This is a genomic window from Klenkia soli (assembly GCF_900103975.1).
Classification (GTDB): Bacteria; Actinomycetota; Actinomycetes; order Mycobacteriales; family Geodermatophilaceae; genus Klenkia; species Klenkia soli.
In genome coordinates, this window is record NZ_FNIR01000006.1 from 194,039 (window position 1) to 219,476 (window position 25,438).

The 25,438-nt window shown below is 74.8% G+C and carries 26 protein-coding genes; 21 read left to right on the forward strand and 5 right to left on the reverse strand.

Going from position 1 to position 25,438, the window contains the following annotated elements; translation table 11 throughout:
- Nucleotides 1-19 precede the first annotated feature (19 nt).
- The 4 genes from BLS67_RS11165 to BLS67_RS11180 are packed head-to-tail and all read left to right on the forward strand — an operon-like array spanning nt 20 to nt 3,388.
- Entirely contained in the window at nt 20-907 is an 888-nt protein-coding gene (locus BLS67_RS11165) for an ABC transporter ATP-binding protein (RefSeq protein ID WP_091244718.1), read from the forward strand.
- A complete protein-coding gene (locus BLS67_RS11170; RefSeq protein ID WP_091244722.1) occupies nt 904-1,647 on the forward strand; it encodes an ABC transporter permease in 744 nt (247 codons plus the stop codon). The genes BLS67_RS11165 and BLS67_RS11170 overlap by 4 nt, the downstream gene beginning before the upstream one ends.
- A 17-nt stretch (nt 1,648-1,664) precedes the next feature.
- Nucleotides 1,665-2,786, forward strand: a complete 1,122-nt coding sequence (locus BLS67_RS11175; protein WP_091244724.1) for a sensor histidine kinase — start codon at nt 1,665-1,667, stop codon at nt 2,784-2,786.
- A complete protein-coding gene (locus tag BLS67_RS11180) occupies nt 2,783-3,388 on the forward strand; it encodes a response regulator transcription factor (protein WP_091244727.1) in 606 nt (201 codons plus the stop codon). Before BLS67_RS11175 ends, BLS67_RS11180 begins: the two co-directional genes overlap by 4 nt.
- A 71-nt stretch (nt 3,389-3,459) precedes the next feature.
- Here the strand turns inward: BLS67_RS11180 and BLS67_RS11185 are convergent, their stop codons facing one another.
- Nucleotides 3,460-5,235 (reverse strand): YhgE/Pip domain-containing protein, encoded by a 1,776-nt coding sequence (locus tag BLS67_RS11185; protein WP_091244730.1) that lies wholly within the window; start codon nt 5,233-5,235, stop codon nt 3,460-3,462.
- 224 nt (nt 5,236-5,459) lie between these two features.
- Between BLS67_RS11185 and BLS67_RS11190 the strand changes: the two genes are divergently transcribed.
- Together BLS67_RS11190 and BLS67_RS11195 are read left to right on the forward strand one after the other, a co-directional pair.
- On the forward strand, nt 5,460-6,464 hold the full coding sequence (locus BLS67_RS11190) for a LacI family DNA-binding transcriptional regulator (RefSeq protein ID WP_091244733.1): 1,005 nt from the start codon (nt 5,460-5,462) through the stop codon (nt 6,462-6,464).
- A gap of 346 nt (nt 6,465-6,810) precedes the next feature.
- Nucleotides 6,811-7,599, forward strand: coding sequence for an endonuclease domain-containing protein (locus BLS67_RS11195; RefSeq protein ID WP_242653995.1), 789 nt, complete (start codon nt 6,811-6,813; stop codon nt 7,597-7,599).
- 163 nt (nt 7,600-7,762) lie between these two features.
- On the opposite strand, the gene BLS67_RS25055 is transcribed toward BLS67_RS11195, so the two are convergent.
- Nucleotides 7,763-8,248 (reverse strand): type II toxin-antitoxin system VapB family antitoxin, encoded by a 486-nt coding sequence (locus tag BLS67_RS25055; RefSeq protein ID WP_479723815.1) that lies wholly within the window; start codon nt 8,246-8,248, stop codon nt 7,763-7,765.
- Between BLS67_RS25055 and hrcA the strand changes: the two genes are divergently transcribed.
- The 9 genes from hrcA (at nt 8,240) to BLS67_RS11245 (ending at nt 15,839) form a co-directional block, all read left to right on the forward strand.
- Nucleotides 8,240-9,286: a heat-inducible transcriptional repressor HrcA gene (hrcA, locus tag BLS67_RS11205; protein ID WP_091244736.1), complete on the forward strand. Its 1,047-nt coding sequence runs from the start codon at nt 8,240-8,242 to the stop codon at nt 9,284-9,286. The genes BLS67_RS25055 and hrcA overlap by 9 nt on opposite strands.
- A 16-nt stretch (nt 9,287-9,302) precedes the next feature.
- Nucleotides 9,303-10,445: a molecular chaperone DnaJ gene (dnaJ, locus tag BLS67_RS11210; RefSeq protein ID WP_091244739.1), complete on the forward strand. Its 1,143-nt coding sequence runs from the start codon at nt 9,303-9,305 to the stop codon at nt 10,443-10,445.
- Nucleotides 10,442-11,197: a 16S rRNA (uracil(1498)-N(3))-methyltransferase gene (locus BLS67_RS11215; RefSeq protein ID WP_091244741.1), complete on the forward strand. Its 756-nt coding sequence runs from the start codon at nt 10,442-10,444 to the stop codon at nt 11,195-11,197. The genes dnaJ and BLS67_RS11215 overlap by 4 nt, the downstream gene beginning before the upstream one ends.
- Nucleotides 11,198-11,214: 17 nt before the next feature.
- Nucleotides 11,215-11,574 carry an HIT domain-containing protein gene (locus BLS67_RS11220; RefSeq protein ID WP_242653996.1) on the forward strand — a complete coding sequence of 120 codons (360 nt, stop codon included), beginning with the start codon at nt 11,215-11,217 and terminating at the stop codon, nt 11,572-11,574.
- Between the two features lie 19 nt (nt 11,575-11,593).
- On the forward strand, nt 11,594-12,418 hold the full coding sequence (locus tag BLS67_RS11225) for an enoyl-CoA hydratase/isomerase family protein (protein ID WP_091244745.1): 825 nt from the start codon (nt 11,594-11,596) through the stop codon (nt 12,416-12,418).
- A gap of 87 nt (nt 12,419-12,505) precedes the next feature.
- A complete protein-coding gene (locus BLS67_RS11230; RefSeq protein ID WP_242653997.1) occupies nt 12,506-13,561 on the forward strand; it encodes a PhoH family protein in 1,056 nt (351 codons plus the stop codon).
- 3 nt (nt 13,562-13,564) lie between these two features.
- The gene (gene ybeY, locus BLS67_RS11235; RefSeq protein WP_091244747.1) at nt 13,565-14,056 is read left to right on the forward strand and encodes an rRNA maturation RNase YbeY; all 492 of its coding nucleotides are present in this window, start codon (nt 13,565-13,567) and stop codon (nt 14,054-14,056) included.
- The gene (locus BLS67_RS11240) at nt 14,053-15,510 is read left to right on the forward strand and encodes a hemolysin family protein (protein WP_091244750.1); all 1,458 of its coding nucleotides are present in this window, start codon (nt 14,053-14,055) and stop codon (nt 15,508-15,510) included. Before ybeY ends, BLS67_RS11240 begins: the two co-directional genes overlap by 4 nt.
- Entirely contained in the window at nt 15,507-15,839 is a 333-nt protein-coding gene (locus BLS67_RS11245; RefSeq protein ID WP_091244754.1) for a cytidine deaminase, read from the forward strand. The genes BLS67_RS11240 and BLS67_RS11245 overlap by 4 nt, the downstream gene beginning before the upstream one ends.
- A 29-nt stretch (nt 15,840-15,868) precedes the next feature.
- Here BLS67_RS11245 and trpS read toward each other — a convergent pair whose 3' ends face one another.
- Together trpS and BLS67_RS11255 are read right to left on the reverse strand one after the other, a co-directional pair.
- Nucleotides 15,869-16,915 carry a tryptophan--tRNA ligase gene (gene trpS / locus BLS67_RS11250; protein WP_091244756.1) on the reverse strand — a complete coding sequence of 349 codons (1,047 nt, stop codon included), beginning with the start codon at nt 16,913-16,915 and terminating at the stop codon, nt 15,869-15,871.
- A 129-nt stretch (nt 16,916-17,044) separates the two neighbouring features.
- Nucleotides 17,045-17,641 (reverse strand): hypothetical protein, encoded by a 597-nt coding sequence (locus BLS67_RS11255; RefSeq protein WP_131801720.1) that lies wholly within the window; start codon nt 17,639-17,641, stop codon nt 17,045-17,047.
- 60 nt (nt 17,642-17,701) lie between these two features.
- On the opposite strand from BLS67_RS11255, the gene era reads away from it, so the two are divergent.
- Genes era through BLS67_RS11270 form a run of 3 tightly spaced genes read left to right on the forward strand, consistent with a single transcriptional unit; the run spans nt 17,702 to nt 20,127 of the window.
- Nucleotides 17,702-18,616 (forward strand): GTPase Era, encoded by a 915-nt coding sequence (era, locus tag BLS67_RS11260; protein ID WP_091244760.1) that lies wholly within the window; start codon nt 17,702-17,704, stop codon nt 18,614-18,616.
- Entirely contained in the window at nt 18,617-19,366 is a 750-nt protein-coding gene (gene recO, locus BLS67_RS11265) for a DNA repair protein RecO (protein WP_091244762.1), read from the forward strand.
- Nucleotides 19,363-20,127 carry an isoprenyl transferase gene (locus tag BLS67_RS11270; protein ID WP_091244765.1) on the forward strand — a complete coding sequence of 255 codons (765 nt, stop codon included), beginning with the start codon at nt 19,363-19,365 and terminating at the stop codon, nt 20,125-20,127. Before recO ends, BLS67_RS11270 begins: the two co-directional genes overlap by 4 nt.
- A 29-nt stretch (nt 20,128-20,156) precedes the next feature.
- Here BLS67_RS11270 and BLS67_RS11275 read toward each other — a convergent pair whose 3' ends face one another.
- Complete coding sequence (locus BLS67_RS11275; protein ID WP_207500489.1) at nt 20,157-21,734, reverse strand: serine/threonine-protein kinase; 1,578 nt, start codon at nt 21,732-21,734, stop codon at nt 20,157-20,159.
- Nucleotides 21,735-21,909: 175 nt separating this feature from the next.
- Between BLS67_RS11275 and BLS67_RS11280 the strand changes: the two genes are divergently transcribed.
- The 3 genes from BLS67_RS11280 to BLS67_RS11290 are packed head-to-tail and all read left to right on the forward strand — an operon-like array spanning nt 21,910 to nt 25,362.
- Nucleotides 21,910-23,439: an FAD/NAD(P)-binding protein gene (locus BLS67_RS11280; RefSeq protein ID WP_207500491.1), complete on the forward strand. Its 1,530-nt coding sequence runs from the start codon at nt 21,910-21,912 to the stop codon at nt 23,437-23,439.
- Nucleotides 23,440-23,473: 34 nt separating this feature from the next.
- Nucleotides 23,474-23,908, forward strand: a complete 435-nt coding sequence (locus BLS67_RS11285) for a hypothetical protein (RefSeq protein WP_091244769.1) — start codon at nt 23,474-23,476, stop codon at nt 23,906-23,908.
- A complete protein-coding gene (locus tag BLS67_RS11290) occupies nt 23,908-25,362 on the forward strand; it encodes an FHA domain-containing protein (RefSeq protein WP_091244772.1) in 1,455 nt (484 codons plus the stop codon). Before BLS67_RS11285 ends, BLS67_RS11290 begins: the two co-directional genes overlap by 1 nt.
- Nucleotides 25,363-25,438 lie beyond the last annotated feature (76 nt).

The following is a 25,438-nucleotide window of genomic DNA, read 5'->3' on the forward strand; positions in this document are numbered from 1 at the left end:
CGCTGACCAGGCTGGACGCATGCCCGAGACACCCGCCCTGGACATCCGGGGGCTCACCGTTCGCTACGGCGGCACGACCGCCGTCCACGACCTGGACCTGACCATCCACCGCGGCGAGACGGTCGCCCTGCTGGGCACCAACGGCGCCGGCAAGTCCTCGACCGTCAACGCCGCGCTCGGGCTCTTCCGCCCCTCGTCCGGCACGGTGCAGCTGCTGGGCCGCGACCCGCTGACCGCCGTCCGGTCCGGTGGGGTCGGCGCGATGCTGCAGCACGGCGGTCTGCCGTCGGAGTCGCGGGTGGGCGAGGTGCTGCGGCTGGTCGCCGGCCGCTACGCCGACCCGTGGCCGACGGCCGACCTCGTGGCCACCACCGGCATCGGCGGCCTGCTGGACCGCCGCACCGAGCAGCTGTCGGGCGGGCAACGCCAGCGGGTGCTGCTGGCCCTGGCCCTGGCGGGCACCCCGCCGCTGCTGGTGCTGGACGAGCCCACCAGCGCCATGGACGTCGAGGGCCGGCAGGCGTTCTGGACGACGATGCGCGACCTGGCCGACCGCGGCCACACCGTCGTGTTCGCCACCCATCACCTGGCCGAGGCCGACGCGGTGGCCGACCGGGTGGTCGTCGTGGACGCCGGCCGCGTGGTCGCCGACGGCAGCTCCGCCCAGATCAAGTCCCGCATCGCCGGCCGCACCGTGCGGTTCGGCTGCACCGACCGCGCCGGGCTGGCCGAGCTGCCCGGCGTCACCGCCGTCCGCGGCACCGGCGACCTGGTCGAGCTGGCCACCACCGACGCCGAGGCCACCCTGCGGGCCCTGCTCGCCGCCCACGACCGCCTGCCCGACCTCGAGGTGGCCGGCGCCAGCCTCGAGCAGGCCTTCCTCACCCTCACCGGAGGCACCCGATGACCGACCTGCTGCTGTTCCAGCTCCGCCGCGTGCTCCGCTCGTGGGAGTACCTGTTCTTCACCGTCGTCCTGCCCGCGCTGTTCACCATCTTCTTCACGAAGGTGTTCGGGGGGCAGGTGGGCAGCGGCACCGAGTACCAGGACTACGCCCGCACCTACATGGTCTCGATGATGGCCTACGGCGGGTTGGGTGCGGCCCTGGGCGCCACCATCCGGCTGTCGTTCGACCGGGCCTCGGGCTGGCTGCGGCAGCTGCGCGTGCTGCCGGTGCCCGGGCGCGAGGTGGTCGTCGTCGACATCGTCGTGGGCATGCTGCTGGTGCTGCCGAGCGTGGTGGTCGTGGCCCTGGTCGGCCGGTTCGTCAACGACGTCCGGCTGGGCCCGGGCACCTGGGTCGAGCTGGTCGGCGCCCTGTGGCTGGGGTCGGCCGCGTTCGTCGCCCTGGGCATGCTGCTGGGCCTGGCCCTGGAGCAGAAGGCGGCCGGCGCCGCGATGGGCATCGTCTCGACGGTGCTCGCCGCGCTGGGTGGGCTGTGGATCCCGGTGGAGGTCTTCCCGGCGGGCTTCCGCGTCGTGTCCGAGCTGACGCCGTCCTACTGGTACGCCGGGCTGGGCCGCGGCGTGGTCGGCGACGGGGGCCTCGTGCTGCCGGTGCTGGTGCTCGCCGGGTTCGCCCTGGTGTTCGCCTGCGGGGCGCTCGCGGTCGGCGCACGGCGGCCGTTGCACGCCGTCGCCGGCTGAGCGGGGAGACTGTCGCCGTGGAGCCCGTCGCCGTCGCCCGCCCGCCCCTGTGGCGGCGCCTGGCCTGGACGGTGCCGTGGCTGGTCTTCCAGGTCTTCCCCGTGCTCGACCTCGTGCTCACCCCTCGGCCCCTGCTGCTCCGGGTGCTGATCGGGGCCGCGCTGGTGGCCTTCACGGCGGCGTACATGAGCGTGCTGGCCCGGTTCAACGACGCGCGGGGCGTGCGCCCGGACTTCGTCGTCGTCCTGGTGCTGGCGCTGGCGCTCTCGGCCGGGTTCGGCACCAGCTACGCGGGGCTGTGGATCTACGTGTCGGCGGCGGCCGCGGCCAGCCTGGCCGAGCGGCTGGTGTGGCCGGTGACCGGGGCGGCGACGCTGGCCTCGGCGGTCGTGATCGTGTCCTACCAGGACTGGACGTCGCTGTTCCTGCCGGTGCTGTGCCCGCTGACCGCCGCGACGCTCTGGGGCACCCGGCACCTGCTCACCGTCAACGCCGAGCTCACCGCGGCCCGCGAGGAGCTCGCCCGCAACGCCGTGGCCGAGGAGCGGCTGCGCTTCGCCCGCGACCTGCACGACCTGCTGGGCCACTCGCTGTCGCTGATCGCCCTCAAGAGCGAGCTGGCCCGCCGGCTCGCCCCGGTCGACGGCGCCCGGGCCGCCGCGGAGATGGCCGACGTCGAGACCACCGCCCGCCGCGCCCTGGCCGAGGTGCGCGACGCCGTCAGCGGCTACCGCCAGGTCAGCTGCGGGCAGGCGCTGGCCGAGGCGCGGTCCGCGCTGTCCGGCGCGGGCATCGCCTTCCGCGGCCCGGACCGGGTGCCGTCGCTGGCCGGCCCGGTCGACGCCGCGCTGGGGTGGGTGGTGCGCGAGGCCACCACGAACGTGCTGCGGCACAGCCACGCGCGCACCGTCACCGTCGTCCTCACCGAGGACGGCGTCTCCGCCGCGCTCACCGTCACCGACGACGGCCGCGGCCCCGCCGACGACACCGAGCCCGGTTCGGGGCTGACCGGCCTGCGCGAGCGGGTCGGGGCGCTGCACGGCGTGCTGACCGGGGGAGCGGGGCCGGGGGGCGGTTACCGGCTGCGGGCCGAGGTGCCGCTGGTGCCGGCCGTGGCGAGCACGTCGGTGACCGCGTGATCCGGGTGCTGCTGGCCGAGGACCAGCAGCTGGTCCGCGGTGCGCTGCGGGCGCTGCTGGAGCTGGAGGAGGACATCACCGTCGTCGCCGACGTCGGCCGGGGCGACCTGGTGCTGGCCGCCGCGCACGAGCACGCCCCCGACGTCGCGGTGATGGACATCGAGATGCCGGGGTGCGACGGGATCGAGGCGGCGCGGGCGCTGGCCGCCGAGCTGCCGCAGGTCAAGGCGGTCATCCTCACCACCTTCGGCCGGCCGGGGTTCCTCCGCCGGGCCATGGAGGTGGGCGCGCAGGGCTTCCTGGTGAAGGACTCACCCGTCGCCGAGCTGGCCGCCGCGATCCGGTCGGTGGTGGCGGGGGAGCGGGTCATCGACCGCGACCTGGCCGCGGCCGCCCTCGCGCTGGGCTCCTCGCCGCTGTCGGCGCGGGAGGCCGACGTCCTGCGGGCGGCCGCCGACGGCGCCACCGTGGCCGACATCGCCGGCCGGCTGTTCCTGTCCGAGGGCACGGTGCGCAACTACCTGTCCAACGCCATCGGCAAGACCGGTGCCCGCACGAGGGTCGAGGCCGCGCGGGTGGCGGCCGACAAGGGCTGGCTGTAGCGCCTCGATCCCGGGGACGACGGCGCGGACCCCGCTCGACGGGTGTCGAGCGGGGTCCGCGGTCGGGGGTCTCAGACCCCGGCGGTCCCGGCCTTCGAGCGGGCCCGGATGCGGAACGCGACCATCACCAGCGCGGCGACGACGAGCAGGACGGCGACCGGCAGGGCCCACCGGTGCGGACCCACGCCTGCGATGCCGCTGTCCAGCTCGGACGCGCCGTCGGCCAGCCGCTGCTGCCCGGCGGTGAGCTGCAGCTGCCCGTCGGAGAGCTGGGCGGTGCCGTCCTGCGCGGACGCCGCCCCGTCGGCCAGGTCGGTCAGCCCGGAGGTGAGCTGCTGGCCGCCGTCGGTGAGCTGGGCAGCCCCGTCGGCCAGCGCCTGGTTGTTGGCGGTGATCTGCGAGACGCCGTCGACCAGCTGCACCGAACCCGAGTCCAGCTGAGCGGCGCCGTCGGTCAGTGCCGCGTTGTTCGACGTCAGCTCCTCGGCCCCGGCGTCCAGTCGCGCGCCGCCCTCGGCGAGCCGCCCGGCGCCCGCGGCGAGGTCGCTGCTGCCCTGGGCCACCCGGCCGCTGCCCGCGGCGAGGGTGGCTGCGCCGTTGCTCAGCGTCGCCGCCCCCGAGGCAGCGGAGGACGCACCGGTCGCCAGCGTGGTGGCGCCGGTGGCGAGCGTGCCCGCCCCCTGGCCGGCCTGGTTGATGCCGGTGTCCAGGGTGACCGCGCCCGATGCCGCGGCGGCGGCGCCGGTGCTCAACCGGGTCGCTCCGACGAGGAGCTCCCCGTCGATCTTCGTCTGCAGGGTGTCCAGCCCGGCGGACAGGGTGGCCATGCCGGCGCCCGTCTGGGCCAGGGCCCCCTGTGCCCCGGTGAGCTGGGCGGCTGCGGTGCCGGCAGTGGTGCCGGCGGACGTCAGGCTGGTGTTCACCGACGAGGACAGCGTGCTGAGGGTGCTCAGCTCGGTCGAGGTCAGCGTCTCGCCGCTGGCCACCCGCTGCACCAGGACGTCCAGTGCGGCCGCGTCGGTGGCGGCCTGGGTGACCGACGAGCGTGCCGAGGTCAGCGACCCGGCGGCGGACGTCACCGCGCCGCCGGCGCCGGTGATCCCGGCCGTGACCCGACCGGCGCCGGTCCTGGCGTCGGTGACCCCTCCGCTGACGCGCGTGACGCCGGCCTGCACGTCGGCGGCGCCGGTGGCGACGGCCGACGTGCCGGCGCGGAGGGTGGCTGATCCGGCCACCGCGTCCCCGAGACCGGTCGCCAGGCGCTGGGCGCCGGCGGCGAGGTTCCCCGACCCCGTGGCCACCGCGGCGGCCCCCGTGCTGAGGCTGTTCGCGCCGCTGGCCAGCTGACCGGCACCGTCGGCTGCCGCCTGAGCGCCCGTGGCCAGGGTCTGGGTGCCGTCGACCAGCGGTGCGGCGCCGGTGACGAGCTGGTCGACGCCGTCGGCGAGCTGCTGCGCGCCCGCGGTGTAGTCGCGCACGCCGTCGGTGAGCCGGCCGACGCCGTCGGTGTAGTCGGTGACACCGGTGGAGAGGGTGGTCACGCCCGCGGTGTACTGGCCGACGCCGGCCGTGTAGTCGCCGACGCCCGCGGCGTACTGCTGCGCACCGTCCAGGGCCTGGCCCGCGCCGTCGGACAGCTGGCCCACCCCGTCGGCCAGCTGGTCGAACCCTCCGGCGAACTCCGACTGACCGGAGTTGAGGCGGTCGGCCCCGGCGGAGACGTCCGAGGCCCCGGCCGACATGGTGCCGGTCAGCCAGAGGAAGGCGGCCGCGGCGGCCGCCACCGAGGTCAGGACGGCCGGGCCGGTCAGCCGGCGGCCACCCTGCCGCGGGCGGGTGTTCTCCATGGATCTCCGATCGGTGGGCACGCGGACGACGCAGCGTGCTGGTGAAGCGCGTTAATAACGCGGGTTACGCACGCTAGGTGAGCGTGGTGGGCGCCACAAGACGGCCGGGTGCCACTCGATCGGGTGAACGTGCCCGGACCGGTGACATCGGGGACGCAGGCGGCCTGGCCGTGCCAAGCTGACGCGGGCCGACGGCCGGCGCGCGGAGACGGCGAGGAGCGAGGGTGAGCGGGACGGGACGCACCACGCGCCGGGTCACGAGCGCCGACGTCGCCCGCGAGGCCGGCGTCTCCCGCACGACGGTCAGCTTCGTGCTGAACGACACCCCGGGGAAGGCCATCCCCGAGGAGACCCGGCAGCGGGTGTGGGCGGCGGCCGACCGGCTGGCCTACACCCCGTCGGCCGAGGCGCGGGCGCTCAGCCGCGGCCGCAGCGACGTCGTCCTCCTGCTCGTGCCCGCCGATCTCCTGCTCTCCCCGCACGTGGGGGCGATGGCCGTGCAGCTGGCGGGCGCCTTCGCCGGCGCCGGGCTGCAGCTGGTCGCCCACCTCAGCGCCGGCCGGCCCGGGGTCGACGCCTGGGCGGCCGTCACCCCGGCGGCGGTGGTGGCCTGGGACCTCCCCGACGACGACGCCGAGCAGATGCGGCGCAGCGGGGTGCAGGTGGTGGCCTCGTTCACCGGGTCCGACGTCATCGGCAGCTGGGTCACCGGCGCCCGCGAGGCCGAGGTCGCCCGGTTGCAGGTGCAGCGCCTGGCGCAGGCCGGCCACCGGCACCTGGGCTACGCGGTGCCCGACGACGAGCGGACCGCCGAGCACGTGCGGCTGCGCTCCCGCCGGTTGCGCGACGCGTGCGGCGAGCTGGGTCTGCCCGACCCCGTCCAGGCGGTGGTGCCGGCCGAACCGCGGGCCGCCGCCGATGCCGTCGCGGGCTGGCGGACCGTCGCGCCCCAGGTGACCGGGGTCTGCGCGCACGACGCCACGACGGCGCTCTCGGTGCTCGCCGGCGCCCACCGGTTGGGGCTCGCGGTGCCGGCCGACCTGGCGCTGGTCGGGGTGGACGACGTCCCGGCCGCGGCCGTCGCGGATCCGCCGCTGACCATGGTCGACCTCGACCCCGGGCGCACCGCCGAGTACATGGTGGCGGTGGTGACCGCGCTGCTGGCGGGAGAGGAGGCGCCCGGCCCCGGACCGTCGGTCGCCCGGTTGGTGGAGCGCTCCTCGGTCTGAACGGCGCCCAGCTGGCGCCCGGGCCGCCTCGTCGCCCGGGCCGACAGCTGGGGCGCGCACCGGCCCAGGAGCAGCGCGCCCAGGCCGGTCACCGCGCCCTCGCGGCGGTGCGGGCGCGCACCCGCTGACGGGGTGCGCACGTAGTAGCTGGTCCCGAAGCTGCCGGCCAGAGGTGCAGCCGATCTGTGGACGACGTCCGTGGGTGTGGACGGCGCGGCACGCCGCGGTCGGCCGACGCCGATGCTCCGGTGCCGTGCCCCGTCGACCGCGCAGCGTCCCCGAGCTCGGCCACCGCCCGTTCCGCGGAAGCGCCGCGGTCACCGCAGGGCTGCTCACACGTCATGAGTTGGCCGGACCGGGTTGGCTGCGGGTCCACCGCGACGTGTACGTCGCGGCCGGCACCGAGCTCACGCTGCTCGTCCGCGCTCGGTCCGCGATCGCCCTGGTCCCCGGTGCCGTGGTCAGCGGTCGGACGGCAGCACGGCTGCTCGGCCTCGACCTCGGTCCGCTGGGTGGGGAGCCCGTCGAGCTGACCGTGCCCAGCACCCAGGGCGGCTGGTCCGTCCCGGGGATCCGGGTCCGTCGGCGGGACCTGCCCGACGGGTCCGTCTCGTTGGTCGACGGGGTGCAGGTGACGTCGCCGGTCGTCACCGCCGTGGATCTGGCCGCACGGCTGCCGTACGGCTCCGCCGTCCGGGTGCTGGACCAGTTCGTGGCGGCCAGGCTGGCCGGGCTCGAGGCGCTGCGCGCCGAGGCGGCCAGGAGGTCGGGCCCCGGATCGGCCCGGGCTCGGCGTGCCGCGTCAGCGGCCGACGGGCTGGCCGGCTCCCCTCCCGAGACCACGCTGCGGCTGCTGCTGGGAGGGTCCGGGCTTCCCCCCGCGGTCGCCCAGGTCGAGGTCCGCGACCGCGGTGGGCGGTTCGTGGCCCGGGTCGACTTCGGCTGGCCGGAGCTGCGGTTCGCGGTCGAGTACGACGGTGCCGGCCACGTCGATCGCCTGGCCCACGACCGGAGAAGGCTCAACGCACTGCAGGCAGCGGGGTGGAGGGTCTTCTTCGTCACCGCCGCGGACATGCGCGACCCGGAGCGGCTCGTGCTGCGCATCGCCGCCGCGATGGCCGACTGCCTGCGGTGACCCGTGGTGCCGACCGCGCGGTGCAAGGGGGCGGTGCAGCGGTCTCCCGGCGCGGTCGTGGCTTGGCTGCGCGCCCAGACGGGTCACCGCAACCGCTGAGCGGCGTGGACGCGCACCGGCGACGGATGTGCGCGGCGGAGCGATCCAGCGGCCGCGGGCGGGCTCAGGACGTGGGCATCAGGGAGTCGAGGTCCAGGACGCGGACGTGGATGACGTTGCGCTGCTGCAGGGCCGCGCGCAGGGCCCGGTGCAGGCCGTCCTCCAGGAACAGCTCGCCGTGCCACTGCACGGCGTGCGGGAAGAGGTCGCCGTAGAAGGTGGAGTCGTCGGCCAGCAGGGCGTCCAGCTCGAGCTGGCGCTTGGTGGTCACGAGCGTGTCCAACCTGATCTGGCGGGGCGGGATCATCGCCCAGTCGCGGGTGGAGAACCCGTGGTCGGGGTAGGGCCGCCCGTCGCGCACCGCCTTGAAGATCAGTGCCCGACTCCTCTCGGATCCGCACCCCGGGACCCCGGAGCAGCTCGACCGACCCCACCCTAGTGGGCTCCGCGGTGCGCGACGGCGACCCTGCCCGGTCGTATGCTGAACGCTGGCACTCGGGAGCAGTGAGTGCCAGACGGACCAGCGGACGGGAGGTGGCACGTGGCCCACGAGGACCGCCGGCTGCAGGTCCTGCGAGCGATCGTGCAGGACTACGTCTCCACCAACGACCCGGTCGGCTCCAAGGCCCTGGCCGCCCGGTACGACCTGGGCGTGTCGCCGGCCACCATCCGCAACGACATGGCGGTGCTGGAGGAGGAGGGGTACATTACCCAGCCGCACACCAGCGCCGGGCGGGTGCCCACCGACAAGGGGTACCGGTTCTTCGTCGACCGGATCTCGCAGGTCAAGCCCCTGTCGGCGGCCGAGCGCCGGGCGATCGAGCGGTTCCTGGACGGAGCCCTGGACCTGGACGACGTGCTGGCCCGCACCGTGCGGCTGCTGGCCCAGCTGACCCGCAACGTCGCGGTGATCCAGTACCCGACGCTGGCCCGCTCCGCCGTCCGGCACCTGGAGGTCGTGCAGCTGGCCAGCAACCGGCTGCTCGTCGTCCTCATCACCGACACCGGCCGGGTCGAGCAGCGGGTGGTCGAGATCCCCGTGGTCACCGACGCCCCGGCCGGCGCGGACCCGGTCGCCGAGCTGCGCACGCTGCTCAACGCGGCGTTCGTCGGCGCCAAGCTGGCCGAGGCAGGGCTCAAGGTCGCCGACCTGCTGGACACCGCGCCAGCGCACCTGCGCGGGCTGGTGGCCGCGGTCAGTGCCACCCTGGTCGAGACCCTCGCCGAACCCGGTGAGGACCGGCTGCTGGTGGGCGGCACGGCCAACCTGACCCGCGGCGGGGCCCTGGACTTCCCGGGCACCCTGCGTCCGCTGCTGGAGGCGCTCGAGGAACAGGTCGTCGTGCTCCGCCTCATGGGCGAGGTGGCCCCCAGCCACGTCCTGGTGAGCATCGGCGAGGAGAACGCGCACGAGGGGTTCACCGGTGCGTCGGTGGTCTCCGTGGGCTACGGGTCGGCCGGGGGCACCGCCGACCTGGCGCTCGGAGGTCTCGGCGTCGTCGGGCCCACCCGCATGGACTACCCCGGGACCATGGCCGCGGTGCGCGCCGTGGCCCGCTACGTCGGCCAACTGCTGGCCGAGAGCTGAGGACTGAGAACACCAGATGGCAACGGACTACTACGGCGTGCTCGGGCTCTCCCAGGGGGCCAGCGACAAGGACATCAAGAGCGCGTACCGCCGCAAGGCCCGCGACCTGCACCCCGACGTCAACCCCGACCCCGGGGCCAAGGAGGAGTTCCAGCAGGTCAGCCGGGCCTACGAGGCGCTGACCGACCCCGAGAAGCGGCGCATCGTCGACCTCGGCGGAGACCCCTTCTCCACCGGTGGCGGGGGTGGCGGCGGCAACCCGTTCGGCGGCGGCGCCGGCTTCGGCGGCCTGGGCGACATCATGGACGCCTTCTTCGGCGGGGGCGGCACCACGCGCGGCCCGCGCAGCCGCACCCGCGCCGGCGGTGACGCCCTCATCCGGGTCGACCTCGACCTGGACGAGACGGTCTTCGGCACGACGACCGACATCACCGTGGACACCGCCGTGCTCTGCACCAGCTGCACCGGTGCCGGCACGGCCCCGGGCACCCACCCGACCGGCTGCACCACCTGCGGCGGCCGCGGCGAGGTGCAGAGCGTGCAGCGCTCCTTCCTCGGCCAGGTCGTCGCCTCCCGGCCCTGCCCGACCTGCGGGGGCACCGGCCAGACCATCCCCGAGCCGTGCCCGCAGTGCGCCGGCGACGGGCGCGTCCGGGCCCGCCGCACCATCCCGGTCAAGATCCCGGCCGGGGTCGAGGACGGCATGCGGATCCGGCTGACCGGGCACGGCGAGGTCGGCCCCGGCGGCGGGCCCGCCGGCGACCTCTACGTCGAGGTCCACGAGCGGCCGCACGACGTGTTCACCCGGGACGGCGAGGACCTGCACTGCCGGGTCACGCTGCCGATGACCGCCGCCGCGCTGGGCACCACGCTCACGCTGCGCACCCTGGACGGCGACGAGCCGCTGGACATCAAGGCCGGCACCCAGTCGGGCTCGGTGCTGACGCTGCGCGCGCACGGGGCCCCCCGGCTGCGGGCCACCGGGCGCGGCAACCTGATGGTGCACGTGGACGTGCAGACCCCCACCCGCCTGGACGGCGAGCAGGAGGAGCTGCTCCGCAAGCTGGCCACGGCCCGCGGCGAGGACCACCCCGAGGCCAGCCGGGCGCAGCACAACGGTCTGTTCTCCCGGGTCCGCGACGCCTTCAACGGCCGATGAGCGAGCCGGACACCCTCGTCCCGGACGGCGCTCCGCTGTTCCTGGTCGACGAGCTGCCCGAGTCGGCCACGGTGCTGGTGACCGGCCACGAGGCCCGGCACGCCGTCGACGTGCTGCGGCTGACCGCGGGCGAGCGGGTCCGGGTCGCCGACGGCGAGGGCACCGTGGTCGAGGGCGTCGTCACCGCGGCCGGGCCCGAGGGGCTGCAGGTCGAGGTGCTCGCCCGGCACGAGGTGCCCCCGCCGGCCCCCGAGCTGGTGCTGGTGCAGGCCCTGCCCAAGGGTGACCGGGGGCCGCTGGCCGTGGAGCTGGCCACCGAGCTCGGCGTCGACCGGATCGTGCCGTGGACGGCCTCCCGCTGCGTCACCCGCTGGCGCGACGACCGGGTCGACAAGGGCCTGGCCAAGTGGCGGGCAGCTGCCCGGGCGGCCAGCAAGCAGGCCCGCCGGCCGCGCGTGCCCGAGGTCACCGGGCCGATGAGCACCCGCGAGGTGTGCGGGCTGCTCGGCGACACCGACCTGGCGCTGGTGCTGCACGAGCAGGCCCGCCGTCCCCTCGCCGGCCTCGAGGTGCCCGCCGAGGGTGTCGTGGCGGTCGTCGTCGGCCCCGAGGGCGGCATCACCGACGGCGAGGCGGTCGCCTTCCGCGCGGCCGGCGCGCTCGTCGTCCGGCTGGGCGACGAGGTCCTGCGCACCTCGACCGCCGGCCCGGCCGCCCTCGCCGCCCTGTCGGCCCGCACGCGCTGGCGGTAGGTCCTAGGGTCGGCCCGGTGACCGACTGCCTGTTCTGCCGGATGGTCGCCGGGGAGATCCCGGCCGACGTCGTCCACGAGACCGAGCGCACCCTCGCCTTCCGCGACATCAACCCGCAGGCCCCCACCCACGTGCTGGTCATCCCCAAGGACCACCACGCGACCGCCGGGCTGCTGGTCGGCGCCGACCCGGGCCTGCTGGCCGAGGTGGTCGCCGCGGCGCACGCGGTCGCCGTCCAGGAGGGCCTGGCCACGGCCGAGGCGCCCGAGCCCGGGTACCGGCTGGTGTTCAACTCCGGGCCGCAGGCCGGCCAGACGGTGCACCACGTGCACGGCCACGTGCTCGGCGGCCGGGACCTCGGCTGGCCGCCCGGCTGAGCTGCTGCATGATCGGTGCGTGACCGAGCGCACCGCAGCCCCCGTCCGGATCGAGCGGGACGGCGACGTCGCCGTCCTCCTGCTGGACAACCCGCCGTTGAACCTCTTCGACGCCGCCACCTTCGACGCCCTCGAGCGCTGCGTCGACGAGCTGGTCGGCGTGACGGACCCGGCTCGGGCCGACCGGGCCCGGGCGGTGCTGGTGCGGGCCGAGGGCCGGGTCGTCTCCGGCGGCGTCGACGTCGGGGTGTTCGCCGGGGTCGCCGACGGCCCGGACGCCGCGCGGGTGGGCGGTGAGCTGTGGGCCCGGTTGCTGCGCGTCGAGCAGACGCTCGAGGACCTGCCGGTGCCCACGGTGTTCGCCGCGCACGCGCTCACGCTCACCGCCGCCTTCGAGATCGCGCTGGCCTGCGACCTGCTGGTGGCCACGGAGAAGGCCTCGTTCGGGCTAGTCGAGATCGTCGTGGGCCTGACGCCGTCGATGGGTGGGCCGCAGCGGCTGGCCGAGCGGGCCGGGTCCGCCCGCGCCAAGGAGCTGATCTTCACCGGTGAGCGGTACGACGCCACCACCCTGCACAGCTGGGGGGTGGTGAACCGGGTGCTGCCGGTCGAGGGCTTCGCCGACGCCGCCCTGGCCCTGGCCCGGCAGGTCGCCGCCGGACCGACGGTGGCGCACGCGGCCACCAAGACCATCGTGGCCACGACGGTGCGCGAGGGCGTGCGGGCAGCGGACGACGTCGTCCCGGCGGTCTCCGGTGCGCTGTTCGACACCGACGACCTGCGCGGTGCGGTCGCCTCGTTCCTGGCCGACGGGCCGGGCAAGGCCACCCACCGGGGGCGCTGACCCGGGAATGCGGACGCCGGGCCCCCGCGCCCGGCGTAAGCTCACCGGGGTCCCACTCCCGTCGCAGGAAGGCAGGGTCGAGCGTTCTTGCCCGACACCTCACCGAGCTCCACCCCGACCGAGGGCACCGACCCGGTCCGGACGTCGATCACCGTCCCCGAGTCCGTCGCCATGGTCGCCCTGCTGGGCTCCGGCGACGAGCTGCTGCGGCTGGTCGAGACCGAGCTCGCCGCCGACGTCCACGTGCGCGGCAACCAGATCTCGCTGACCGGGCAGCCCGGTGACACCGCCTTCGCCGTGCGGGTGTTCGACGAGCTGATCGCCCTGGTGCGCCGGGGGCAGACGCTGCGCCCGGACGAGGTGCAGCGGGTGGTCGGCATGCTCCGCGCCGGGGGCAGCGAACGCCCCGCCGAGGTGCTCAGCCTCGACATCATCAGCCGCCGGGGTCGCACCATCCGGCCCAAGACGCTGAACCAGAAGCACTACGTCGATGCCATCGACCGCAACACGATCGTCTTCGGCATCGGCCCGGCCGGCACCGGCAAGACCTACCTGGCCATGGCCAAGGCCGTGCAGGCGCTGCAGACCAAGCAGGTCGACCGGATCATCCTGACCCGGCCCGCGGTCGAGGCCGGCGAGCGGCTGGGCTTCCTGCCCGGCACGCTCAGCGAGAAGATCGACCCCTACCTGCGGCCGCTGTACGACGCGCTGCACGACATGGTCGACCCCGAGTCGATCCCGCGGCTCATGCAGAGCGGCACGATCGAGGTGGCCCCCCTGGCCTACATGCGCGGCCGGTCGCTGAACAGCTCGTTCGTCATCCTCGACGAGGCGCAGAACACCACCGCCGAGCAGATGAAGATGTTCCTCACCCGGCTCGGGTTCGGCTCGAAGATGGTCGTCACCGGCGACGTCACCCAGGTCGACCTGCCCGGTGGTGCGCCGTCGGGCCTGCGGGTGGTCCGCAACATCCTCGGTGACGTCGACGACATCCACTTCTCCGAGCTGACCAGCTCCGACGTCGTCCGGCACCGGTTGGTCGGCGACATCGTCGAGGCCTACGAGCGCTACGACGTCGCCACCGCCCCCCGCACCACCGACCCCGTGCGCGGCTCCGGGCCGCGGCGGCAGAAGGGCAGCTGACCCGTGGCCGTCGAGGTCGCCAACGAGTCCGAGATCGCCGTCGACGAGACCTCGCTGACCGGCATCTGCCGGTTCGTGCTGGGCCAGATGGGCGTCAGCCCGCTGGCCGAGCTGTCGGTGCTGTGCGTCGACGTCGACTACATGGCCAGCCTGCACGAGCGGTGGATGGGGGAGAAGGGCCCCACCGACGTGCTGGCCTTCCCCATGGACGAGCTGGACACCAAGCGGCCCGACGACCCCGACCCGGGTCCCGAGCTGCTCGGCGACGTCGTGCTGTGCCCGGCCGTGGCGATCCGCCAGGCCCGCGCCGCCGGCCACACCATGGACGACGAGCTGCTGCTGCTGGCCACCCACGGCGTGCTGCACCTGCTGGGCTACGACCACATGGAGCCCGACGAGGAGAAGGAGATGTTCGGCCTGCAGTCCGAGCTGCTGGCCACCTTCGCCGCCGCACCGCGGGACCAGGTGACCGGCGAGGAGACCGCGCCGCGATGAGCTCCACCGCGATCACCCTCCTGGTGATCGCACTCCTGCTGGTCCCCGTCGCCGGGGTGTTCGCCGCCGTCGACGCCGCGCTGCAGGGCCTGTCCCGGGCCCGGGTCGACGCGCTGCGCCGCGACGGCGCCCGGGGGGCGGCGGCCCTGCTGCAGGTGGTCGAGGACCGCGCGCGGCACGTCTCGCTCCTCCTGCTGCTCCGGATCGCCTGCGAGACCACGGCGGCGGTGCTGGTCGGCGTCATCCTCTTCGTCCAGTTCGACGAGGTCGGCGCCGGCCTGGTCACGGCCGCGGTGGTGATGACGGTGGTCAGCTACGTGCTGGTCGGCGTCGGGCCGCGCACGCTGGGTCGCCAGCACGCCTACCGGATCGCCCTGCGGGCAGCCGGCCCCACCCGGCTGCTGGGCCGGGTGCTGGGGCCGGTGTCGACCCTGCTGATCCTGCTGGGCAACGCCATCACGCCCGGGCGGGGCTTCCGCGAGGGTCCGTTCTCCACCGACGTCGAGCTGCGCGAGCTGGTCGACCTGGCGCAGGAGCGCGGCGTGGTCGAGACCGGCGAGCGGGACATGATCCAGTCGGTGTTCTCCCTGGGCGACACCATCGCCCGCGAGGTGATGGTGCCCCGGCCCGACGTCGTGTTCGTGGAGAGCACCAAGTCGGTCCGGCAGGCGCTGGCCCTGGCGCTGCGCAGCGGGTTCAGCCGCATCCCCGTGATCGGCGAGAACGTCGACGACATCGTCGGCGTCGTCTACCTCAAGGACCTCGTCCGCCGGACCCAGGGCGACCAGGACGTCAGCCGCATCCGGGTCGAGGACCTCATGCGGCCGGCGGCGTTCGTGCCGGAGTCCAAGCCGGTGGACGAGCTGCTGCGCGACATGCAGGCCCGCCGGATCCACATGGCGGTCGTGGTCGACGAGTACGGCGGCTTCGCCGGGTTGCTGACCATCGAGGACATCCTCGAGGAGATCGTCGGCGAGATCGACGACGAGCACGACGCGGTGCAGCGGCCGCCGGTCGAGGAGCTGCCCGACGGGTCCTACCGGATCACCGCCCGGCTGCCGGTCGAGGACCTCGCCGACCTGTTCCGCGTCGAGCTCCCGCAGGACGACGACGTCGAGACCGTCGGCGGTCTCCTCGCCCGGGCCATCGGCCGGGTGCCGATCGAGGGCTCCGCGACCGTCGTCGGCGAGCTGCACCTGCTCGCCGAGAGCACCGGCGGCCGACGCAACCAGATCGACACGATGCTGGTGCGCCGGGTCGAGGAGCCCGCCGAGGCCGACGAGCCCGAACCCGTGGAGCCGGCCGTCGACCCCGAGGAGGAGGAGCGCGCCGAGCGGCGGGCCCGCCGCAAGCGGGAGAAGAAGGAGGCGGCTGCTGCCGCCGCTGCCGCCGCCGCCGAGGAGGCAGGGGCGGAGGAGGCCGAACCGGACGCGGCTGGGAAACTGCCCGGGTGACCGACCTGCAGCCCGAGGACCAGAAGCTCGTCACCCTCGCCCGCTCGGCCCGCGGCCGCACCGGGGCGCCCGAGGGGGCCGCCGTCCGCGACACCGACGGTCGCACCTACCTCGCCGCCACCGTGGCGTTGCCCTCGTTGCAGCTGTCCGCCCTGCAGGCCGCCGTCGCCGCCGCGGTGTCCTCGGGCGTCGAGGGCCTGGAGGCGGCCGCGGTGGTGTCCGCCGCCGGCGCGGTGGAGGAGGCCGGCCTGGCCGCCGTCCACGACCTCACCACCGGCGCGCCGGTCCACCTCGTCGCCCCCGACGGCACCCTCGTCACCACCACCTGATCCGCGGACCATCCCGTGATCGGGAGGCGTCACCGGTAGACCGTGCCCATGGCCTCGCGGACCTGGTCGAGGGTGGCCTGGGCCAGGGCGTTCGCGTGCGCGTTGCCGTCGGCCAGCACCCCCAGCAGGTACCCCGGGTCGGCGGCCAGCTCCCGGCGGCGCGCCCGCAGCCCGCGGAACCGCTCGTTCACCGCCTCGGCGACCAGCGCCTTGAGCGCGGCGGCACCGTCGAGCCCCACGGCCAGGTCGGCGGGGTCGCGGTCGGTGCACAGGGCGGCCAGCTCGAGCAGCGTGGCCACGCCCGGCCGGGTGGCCGGCTCGTAGGTGATGTCCCGCCGGCCGTCGGTCAGCGCGCCGCGGACGGCCCGGACGGTGGTGTCCTCGTCGTCCCGGAGCCGGATGGTGTTGCCCCGGCTCTTGCTCATCTTGTGGCCGTCCAGCCCCAGGAGTAGCGGGGTGTCGCTGAGCAGGGCGTCCGGTGCCTCGAAGACGGGGGAGTAGCGGGCCCCGAAGCGGCGGGCGACGTCCCGGGTCACCTCCAGGTGCGGCAGCTGGTCCCGACCCACCGGCACCAGGTTCGCGCCGCAGAACAGGATGTCCGCGGCCTGGTGCACCGGGTAGGTGAGCATCAGCCCCGAGACGGTGCGCCCGTGGGTGGCCTCGACCTCGTCCTTCACGGTGGGGTTGCGCTCCAGCTCGGCGACGCTGACCAGGCTGAGGAAGGGCAGCAGCAGCTGGTTGAGCGCGGGGACGGCGCTGTGGGCGAAGACCGGCGTGCGGGCCGGGTCGATGCCCGCGGCGAGCTGGTCGGCCAGCAGGTCCAGCACCGACGCGCGCAGGTCGCCGGGGTCGTCGCGGTCGGTGATCACCTGGTAGTCGGCGACCACGAGCAGCACCTGGACACCGAGGTCCTGCAACCGGACCCGGTTGGCCAGGGTCCCGAAGTAGTGGCCCAGGTGCAGGGCGCCGGTGGGCCGGTCGCCGGTCAGCACCCGGTACCGGTCCGGGTGCAGGCGCAGGTCGGCCTCGACCTCCGCGGAGCGGGTGGCGGCCTGGTGGAACGAGGAGTCGTGCACGGTGCTCTCCTGGGTGGAGGGAGCTGCCCGTGGCGGGGTCCTGCGAGCTGCCGACGGGCAGCTCGGGACGGGTCAGGTCACAGCTGCGCGAGCAGCTGCCACCAGGTGGTCGGTCGGGCGAACACGCGGTCAGGCTAGCGGGCGGTCCAGGGCGTCGGCGAACGCCTCGGCGTCGCGGACCCAGATCGTGAAGGCCCGGTCCTGCACGCCGTCCGTGCCCAGGTGCCGGACGACGACCCGGGTGCGACCGGGCCACCAGCCCCCGCGCCGCTTGGCCCGCGGCCAGCCCGCCGGCGCGGGGGCGACCACGACGTCCTCGACGAGGACCAGCGGCACGATGCCGAACGACGAGGTCTGGCGCAGCCCCGCGATGTCGTTGGACACCGCGGCGTCCGAGACGGTGAACCGGCTGGTGGCCAGCACGAGGACGGCGAGACCCAGCCCGACGGCCAGCGGCACCTCGTCCTGCGCCGCCGGCCAACCGCTGATCAGCCCCAGCGCGACCAGCCAGACCACGACGGCGGCGACGGTGGCCAGCGCGACCCCCGGGCTGACCGCGACGTACTGCCAGTACCGCAACGGCGCCGGGACGACGGTGACCGACCGCTTGGGGCCGCGGCGGGCGAGGAACCCGTAGCTGGTGACCTGGCTGATGTGCCGCTCCCGGTCGCGGGCGGCGCGCACCGCGGGCGGCTCCTCGTTCGGGCGTCGGGTTCGGCGGGCCATGGCGACCATCGTCCCAGCCGCCGTCCGGGAGCTGTCGTACCGCGGTGGGAGGATGTCGGGGTGAGCACCTCTCCCGGCCCGTACCGCAGCGGCTTCGTCGCGCTGGTCGGCCGCCCCAACGCGGGCAAGACCACGCTCACCAACCGCCTGGTCGGCGACAAGGTCGGCATCGTCAGCAACCGGCCGCAGACCACCCGGCACGCCATCCGCGGGGTGGTGCACCGGCCCGAGGGCCAGCTGGTGCTGGTCGACACCCCCGGGCTGCACAAGCCCAAGAGCCTGCTGGGCCAGCGGCTCAACGACGTCGTGCGCGACACCCTGGCCGAGGTCGACGTCGTCGTGTTCTGCATCCCGGCCGACCAGCCCGTCGGCGCCGGCGACGCGTTCATCGCCCGCCAGCTGAAGAACGTGAGCACCCCCGTCGTCCTGGTGGTGACCAAGACCGACGCGGCGTCGAAGAAGGCGATCACCGCGCAGCTGGTCGCGGCCTCCCAGCTGGTCGAGGCCCGCGAGGTCGTGCCGGTCAGCGCCGTGGCCGACGACCAGGTCGACCTGCTGGCCGACCTGCTGGTCGGCATGCTGCCCGAGGGCCCGCCGCTGTACCCCGAGGACCAGCTGACCGACGACGACCTCGAGCGGCAGATCTCCGAGCTGGTCCGCGAGGCGGCGCTGGAGAAGGTGCGCCAGGAGGTGCCGCACTCCCTGGCGGTCAGCGTCGAGGAGATCATCCGCAAGCCCGACCCGCGCGACCCCGACGCCGTGTTCACCGAGCTGCACGTGCTGCTGCACTGCGAGCGGCCCAGCCAGAAGCCCATGCTGCTGGGCAAGGGCGGGGCCACGATCAAGGCGATCGGCAGCGAGGCCCGGGTGGGCCTGGAGCACCTGCTCGGCGGTCGGGTGCACCTGTCGCTGCACGTCACGGTGCTGGGGGAGTGGCAGGACGACCCCAAGAAGCTGCAGCGGCTGGGCTACTAGGTGTCGGCCCACACCCCCAAGGCGCTCTACCGCGACGAGGGCGTCGTCCTGCGGGTGCAGAAGCTCGGCGAGGCCGACCGCATCGTCACCGTGCTCACCCGGCGCACCGGCAAGGTGCGTGCGGTGGCCAAGGGCGTGCGGCGCACCAAGAGCAAGTTCGGCGCCCGGCTCGAGCCGTTCAGCCACGTCGACCTGCAGCTCTACACCGGCCGCAACCTCGACATCGTCAGCCAGGCCGAGTCGCTGCACTCCTACGGGCCGAAGATCGTCGCCGACTACAAGGCCTACACCGCCGGCACCGCGGTGCTCGAGACCGCCGACCGGCTCACCGCCGAGGAGAAGGAACCCTCGCTGCGCATGTTCCTGCTGGTCATCGGGGCGCTGCGCGCCCTGGCCGAGCAGGCGCACCCGCCGGGCCTGGTGCTCGACGCCTTCCTGCTGCGGGCGATGTCGGTGGCCGGGTGGGAGCCCGCGCTCACCGACTGCGCCCGCTGCGCCGAGCCCGGACCGCACCGGCACTTCTCGGTGCCCGGCGGCGGCATGGTGTGCCCGGCGTGCCGGCCGACCGGCTCGTCGCTGCCCAGCCCGGTCACCGTGGGGCTGCTCGAGGCCCTGCTGAGCGGTGACTGGGCCACCGCCGAGGCCAGCCAGGGCATCAACCGACGTGAGGGGAGCGGGCTCGTGGCCGCGCTGCTGCAGTGGCACCTCGAGCGCGGGTTGCGCTCGCTGGCGCTGGTGGACCGCTCGTGAAGCGCGCCGTCCGGGCGCCCGACCCGCACCCCTCGGGCGCCCGCCCGCCGGCGATCCCGCGGGACAAGGTGCCCCACCACGTCGCCGTCGTCATGGACGGCAACGGCCGCTGGGCCAAGCAGCGCGGGCTGCCCCGCACCAGGGGTCACGAGGCCGGCGAGGCGTCGCTGTTCGACTGCGTCGAGGGCGCCATCGAGCTGGGCATCGGTGCGATCAGCGCCTACGCCTTCTCCACCGAGAACTGGAAGCGCAGCCCCGAGGAGGTGCGCTTCCTCATGGGCTTCAACCGCGACGTCATCCGGCGCCGCCGCGACGAGATGCACGAGCTCGGCGTGCGGGTGCGCTGGGCCGGTCGTCGTCCCAGGCTGTGGGGGTCGGTGATCAAGGAGCTCCAGATCGCCGAGGAGCTGACCCGGGACAACGACGTCCTCACCCTGACCATGTGCGTCAACTACGGCGGTCGGGCCGAGATCGCCGACGCCGCGGCGGCCATCGGTCGCGAGGTCGCGGCCGGTCGGCTGGACCCGGGCAGGATCACCGAGAAGACGGTGGCGCGGTTCCTCGACGAGCCCGACATGCCGGACGTCGACCTGTTCCTGCGCAGCTCGGGGGAGAACCGCACGTCGAACTTCCTGCTCTGGCAGTCGGCCTACGCCGAGCTGGTGTTCCAGGACGTCCTGTGGCCCGACTTCGACCGCCGCCACCTCTGGGCGGCCTGCGAGGAGTACGCCTCGCGCCAGCGCCGGTTCGGCTCCGCGTAGAACCCTGTTCCAGTCTCCCGGGTCCTTTCCTAGTCCGCGAAGGTCGTCGTGGTGCGGTCGCCGGACCACCAGGTGACCAGGTCGGCCAGCCCCTGCGTACCGGTGCCGCTCGACGTCGCGGTCACCAGCACCCGGCCGGCGCTCTCGGTCCAGAACAGGACGGCGTCCCCGCGGGTGGTGGTGCGGCAGCCCACCCGCCCGGCGGTCTGCCGCTGGTCGTCGAGCCAGTAGTAGTAGCCCTGCGTGGCGGGGCACGTCTCGCGGGCGGGCAGCGGGGTCAGCCCGTCGGTGTCGACCCGGGCGAGGAACGCGGCGTCGGCCGCGCCCGCGTCGCCGAACCGGGACACCTCGACCCGCGACGGGCCCGGCTGCAGCGGGCTCGCGCCGCAGTCCAGGGCGGCCACCTCCCCCAGGGCCGAGGTGGCCGCCGGGGTGCAGCCGTCGATCGCGCTGGGCAGCAGCGCCAGCAGCTCCGCGTCGTCGGCCGAGGTGGTCGGGGCGGCCGAGGTGGTGGGGGACGACGTCGGGTCGGCGTCCCCGTCGCGGGTGAGCACGAACCCCACCACGCCCGCGGCCAGCACGGCGACGGCGGCCGCGGCGGCCCAGGGCACCCACCGGCGACGGGTCGGCCGCCCGGGGTCGGTCACCGGCGCCACCGGGGGGCCGGCCCAGGCGGGCGCGGGCGACCAGCCCGGGCCGGACATGCCCACGGCCTGCGGCTGCGGCGGGGGTGGGCCGGGCGCGAACCGGGCCTCCTGCTGCGGGGCCACCCCGCCCGAGGTCAGTGCCGCCCGCGCCGCCGCGGCCATGGCGCCGGCGCTGGGCCACCGGTCGGCGGGGTCCTTGGCCAGCCCCCGGGCGACGACGGCGTCCAGGCCCGGCGGCAACCCGACCCGCAGCGCCGACACCGGCGGCGGGGTGGTGTTCAGGTGGGCGTACATCATCGTGGCCAGGTTGTCGCCGGAGAACGGCCGTCGACCGGCCAGGCACTCGAAGAGCACGCAGGCCAGCGAGTACACGTCGGCCCGGGCGTCGATCGGGCGCTCCATGAAGCGCTCGGGGGCCATGTAGTCGAACGAGCCCACCGCCATGCCGGTCTGGGTCAGCGACGGGCCCTGCGTGTCGGTGGTCGACCAGGCGATGCCGAAGTCGACCAGGTAGACGAACTCGTCGCCCGGCTCGCCGGTGACCAGCACGTTGGAGGGCTTCACGTCGCGGTGCACCAGGCCCTCGGCGTGGGCGGCGTCCAGCGCCTTCGCCACCTGCCCGACGACCGACACCGCCCGGGCCGGTTCGAGACCACCCTGGGCGTGCAGCAGCTCGCCGAGGTCGATGCCCTGGACCAGCCGCATGTCCAGGAAGAGCCGGCCGTCGATCTCGCCGTAGCGGTGGATCGGCACGACGTGCGGCTCGGACAGCCGGGCCGCGGCGTGCGCCTCGCGGCGGAACCGCTCGCGGTAGCCGTCGTCCCCGGCCAGGCCGGAGGACAGCACCTTCAGCGCGACGGTGCGGCGGTGCTCGGTGTCGTGGGCCCGGTAGACCTCGCCCATGCCGCCGCGCCCGATCAGCTGCTCGATGCGGTAGGGCCCGAACCGACCGGACTCCACGGGCCTCCTCGTCAGCGTGCCACGACGCCCGGGGGATGCGGGGGTCGCGACGATGGTAGAGCGACGACGCGGTCCGGAACTGATCGGTGCCGTGCCGCGGGGCGTTGACACCGGGACCCAGGCGCAAGACAGTTCCCCGGACGACGTCCGCCCCGACGTACCGGAGGTGCCCTCGGTGGGCCAACCCCTCGCCCCGCCACCCGTGGCGGGTGACCTCAGCGACCGCCTGGTGGCCACCGACGTGTGGACCGACGGCATGCTCGCCGAGCACGGCATCCCCGTCGTCGACGTCCCGCTGGTGACCTTCGGCGGCGGCATCGGCTCCTTCGTCACCGCCGACTACCTGCGCATCTGCGGGGTGCCCACCTCGGCGATCCGGGTCCTCACGCCGCTCGAGACGCCGTGGCAGAGCTACGAGTACCTGACCACCGTCTCGCAGATCCCCCGCACCGAGCGGCTGCGCTCGGACTCCGCATCCACCCCGGACAACATCTGGGGCTTCCCCAGCTACGCCCTCCGCGAGGGGCTGCAGGGCGACCTCAAGCAGCTGTGGAACGTCCTGGTCGAGCCGATCTGGGCGAACTACTACACGCCCAGGGCGGGGGCGGCCTTCACCGCGATGGAGAAGGAGATGCACCGCATCCGCTACCCGGAGATGGTGGTGCGCGGCCAGGTGCGCATGGTCCGCCGTCGGGCCGGCGGCGGGTACTTCACGATCCTCACCCCGCCGCAGGGCGCCGCGCCCACCAGGCGGATCGCCTACCGCAGCCAGTGGGTGCACGTGGCCGTCGGCTACCCGGGGCTGAAGTTCCTCGACGACCTGCAGGAGTACCGGAAGCAGACCAACGACTACGGCAGCGTCGTCAACGCCTACGAGCCGCACGAGCACGTCTACGAGAAGCTGCGCGCCAAGCCCGGCGTCGTGCTGGTCCGCGGCGGCGGGATCGTCGCCTCGCGCGTGCTGCAGCGGCTGATCGACGACCGCGACCGGTTCCGGCTCGACACCCAGATCGTGCACCTGTTCCGCACCTACACCGCCACCCCGCACGGCACGGGCATCCTCAAGCGCCGCAAGGGCGCCGACGGCTGGGCCTACCAGGGGTTCAACTACCCGAAGTCGGTGTGGGGCGGCCAGCTCAAGCAGCAGGTCCGCAAGACCGAGGGCGCCGAGCGCGCCCGGCTGTACAAGGAGATGGGCGGCACCAACACCCCGGTGCGGCGGGACTGGCAGGAGCAGCTGTCCCGCGGCCGTGCCCAGGGCTGGTACCGCGTGATGATCGGGCAGATCGACCGGATGACGAAGACCGGCGAGCTGGTCGAGGTGGCCGTGGCCAGCGACCAGGGTCCGCAGCTGGGCTCGTTCGACGCGGTGGTCGACTGCACGGGCCTGGAGGCCGACATCCGCGAGCACCGGGTGCTGGCCGACCTGCTCGACCACTCGGGCGCCGGCCGCAACCCCGTCGGGCGGCTGGACGTCGAGCGCACCTTCGAGGTCCGCGGCACCCGCAACGGGAACGGCCGCATCTACGCCTCCGGCAGCGCCACCCTCGGTGGCTACTTCCCGGGCGTCGACACCTTCCTCGGCCTGCAGATCGCCGCGCAGGAGATCGCCGACGACCTGCACGCGCAGGGGTTCGGCAGCAAGCTCGGCCCCGGCCGCTCCACCAGCCAGTGGTGGAAGTGGTTCCGCAACCAGCAGATCTGACCCGCCCGAACCCCTGAGAACCCCGGAGCCCTTCGTGCTGCCCACCCTGAACGGCCGGATCCAGACCCGGGTCGCGCTGCTGGTCGTCGTCGGGTCCGTCTGGACCCTGCTGATCACCCCGCTGCTGCCCACCGGCGTCGGCCTCGGCGCCTCGTACGGGGCCACCTTCTCGGTGCTGCTCGTGGTCACGGTGCTCGGTGTGCTCTGGGAGCTGGTCTACCACGGCATCCAGCAGTTCCGGTGGGAGAAGGACTGGCCCACGCTGTTCGGCCTGGTGACCATGGTCCCCGAGGGCCTGCTCGTGTGGTTCCTGTTCGCCGGCGGGGCCATCCCGTGGATCGGCTCGCTGCCCGGCTGGGCCTTCCTGGTCCACTTCGTCACGACCTGGATGTGGGTGTTCGTCATCGCCAACGGACCGATACGGGTGCCGTTCGTGCACTGGCGCTTCAACGGCGGGCGGCTGGTCTGATGCCGTCGTCCCCGCTGCCCCCCATCCCGGGCCGGTCCGGACCGCCGGCACCGGGCCGGGCGGCGCCCGCCCTCCCCGCCCCGGCGTCGGCCGGCGCCGCGACCGTGCCGGCCTTCGACCAGGTCGCCGTCTCCGTCGTCCCCGGCTCCGACCTGGTCGTGCGCATGCCCGGGCTGCTGCTGGTCGTCGTGCCCGAGTCGGCCCCGCCCGCACCGCGCGCCTCCGCCGGGCTGGACGGCTGGGGGAGGTCACCCGGAGTCCGGCAGGCCGGGCACCCCGTCGCGCTCGGGGCCCCGGGCCCCGACCGGCTCGCCGAGCTGGTCGGGCTGTGCCGCAAGGTCTCCGCCGAGGGCAGCCGGGCCCCCGGTCGACGCCTGCAGGAGACCCTGGGCGGCTGGCTGGACGGGCAGAGCGCCATGCCCTCGCTGGCGGTCGCCGCCGCCACCGAGGACGGCCTGGCCATCACGCTGGTCGGCAGCGCCCTGGCCCAGGTGCCCGAGCTGGGCCTGCGGCTGTCCGCCGACGAGGGCGACCCGCTGCCCGACGGCACCCCCCGGCTCGAGCGCACCGTCGACTGGCCCCCCGCGGCGCTGCGGTTGTCCGCGGGCACCGATCCCGGGGGGTCGCCGCACCCGTTGGCCGACCTGGAGAGCGGTTCGGTGCCCGGGGGTGCCGCCGTCCTGTCCCCGGTGGCCGCGCCCAGCAGCACCGGGGCCTTCGGTCCCTCCACCACCGCCGTCCGGCTGCCCCCGCCCGGTGCCGTGTCCGGGCCCACCGACGCCCCCACCCCGCCGGTGGTGTCCAGCGCACCGCCCCCGCGGCCCGCCGGGCCCAGCGAGCCGCCGGCACCGCTGCCCGCCCCGGCCCGTTCGGCCAACCTGCTCGCCCCGGCCGAGCCGCTGCCGGTCGCCGCCCCGCTGCCCGTGGTGAGCTCGGCTCAGCCGGTCACGCCGCTGGTGGCCGAGGAGGCCGACGACCGCCCGCGGGTGCACGGCTTCCTCTGCTCGCGGGGCCACCTCAACGACCCCCGGGTGCACTTCTGCGCGCTGTGCGGCATCCGCATGGCTGAGCGCACCGGGGTGTTCCTCGAGGGGGTCCGGCCGCCGCTGGGGCTGCTGGTCTTCGACAACGGCGCCACGGTGAACCTCGACGCCGACTACCTCCTGGGCCGTGAACCCGACAGCGACGAGCGCGTGCTGGCCGGGGAGCTGCGCCCCCTGCTGGTCGTCGACACCACCGGCGGGGTCAGCCGGCACCACCTCGAGGTCCGGCTGCACGAGTGGGACGTCCTGGTCATCGACGCCGGGTCGGCCAACGGCACGCTGGTCGCGGCGGCCGGCGCACCCGGGTGGTCATCGCTCGTGCCCGGGCAGGCCGTGCGCCTCACCCCGGGGACGGCGGTCCGGCTCGGCGGTCGCCAGTTCGCCTTCCAGTCGCCGCACGGCGGTTTTTGATCGCCCACGGTGATCAGGTGACCTGATCACCGTGGTTCCACCCTCACCACCGTTGGTGTGGACGGCGACCCGGTGA

What these genes read in the sequence shown, in the direction of transcription:
- BLS67_RS11165 (WP_091244718.1), top strand. Translation starts at nt 20, where the DNA reads ATGCCCGAGACACCCGCCCTGGACATCCGGGGGCTCACCGTTCGCTAC.
- BLS67_RS11170 (WP_091244722.1), top strand. Translation starts at nt 904, where the DNA reads ATGACCGACCTGCTGCTGTTCCAGCTCCGCCGCGTGCTCCGCTCGTGG.
- BLS67_RS11185 (WP_091244730.1), bottom strand. Translation starts at nt 5,235, where the DNA reads ATGGAGAACACCCGCCCGCGGCAGGGTGGCCGCCGGCTGACCGGCCCG.
- dnaJ (WP_091244739.1), top strand. Translation starts at nt 9,303, where the DNA reads ATGGCAACGGACTACTACGGCGTGCTCGGGCTCTCCCAGGGGGCCAGC.
- BLS67_RS11215 (WP_091244741.1), top strand. Translation starts at nt 10,442, where the DNA reads ATGAGCGAGCCGGACACCCTCGTCCCGGACGGCGCTCCGCTGTTCCTG.
- BLS67_RS11240 (WP_091244750.1), top strand. Translation starts at nt 14,053, where the DNA reads ATGAGCTCCACCGCGATCACCCTCCTGGTGATCGCACTCCTGCTGGTC.
- BLS67_RS11255 (WP_131801720.1), bottom strand. Translation starts at nt 17,641, where the DNA reads ATGGCCCGCCGAACCCGACGCCCGAACGAGGAGCCGCCCGCGGTGCGC.
- BLS67_RS11290 (WP_091244772.1), top strand. Translation starts at nt 23,908, where the DNA reads ATGCCGTCGTCCCCGCTGCCCCCCATCCCGGGCCGGTCCGGACCGCCG.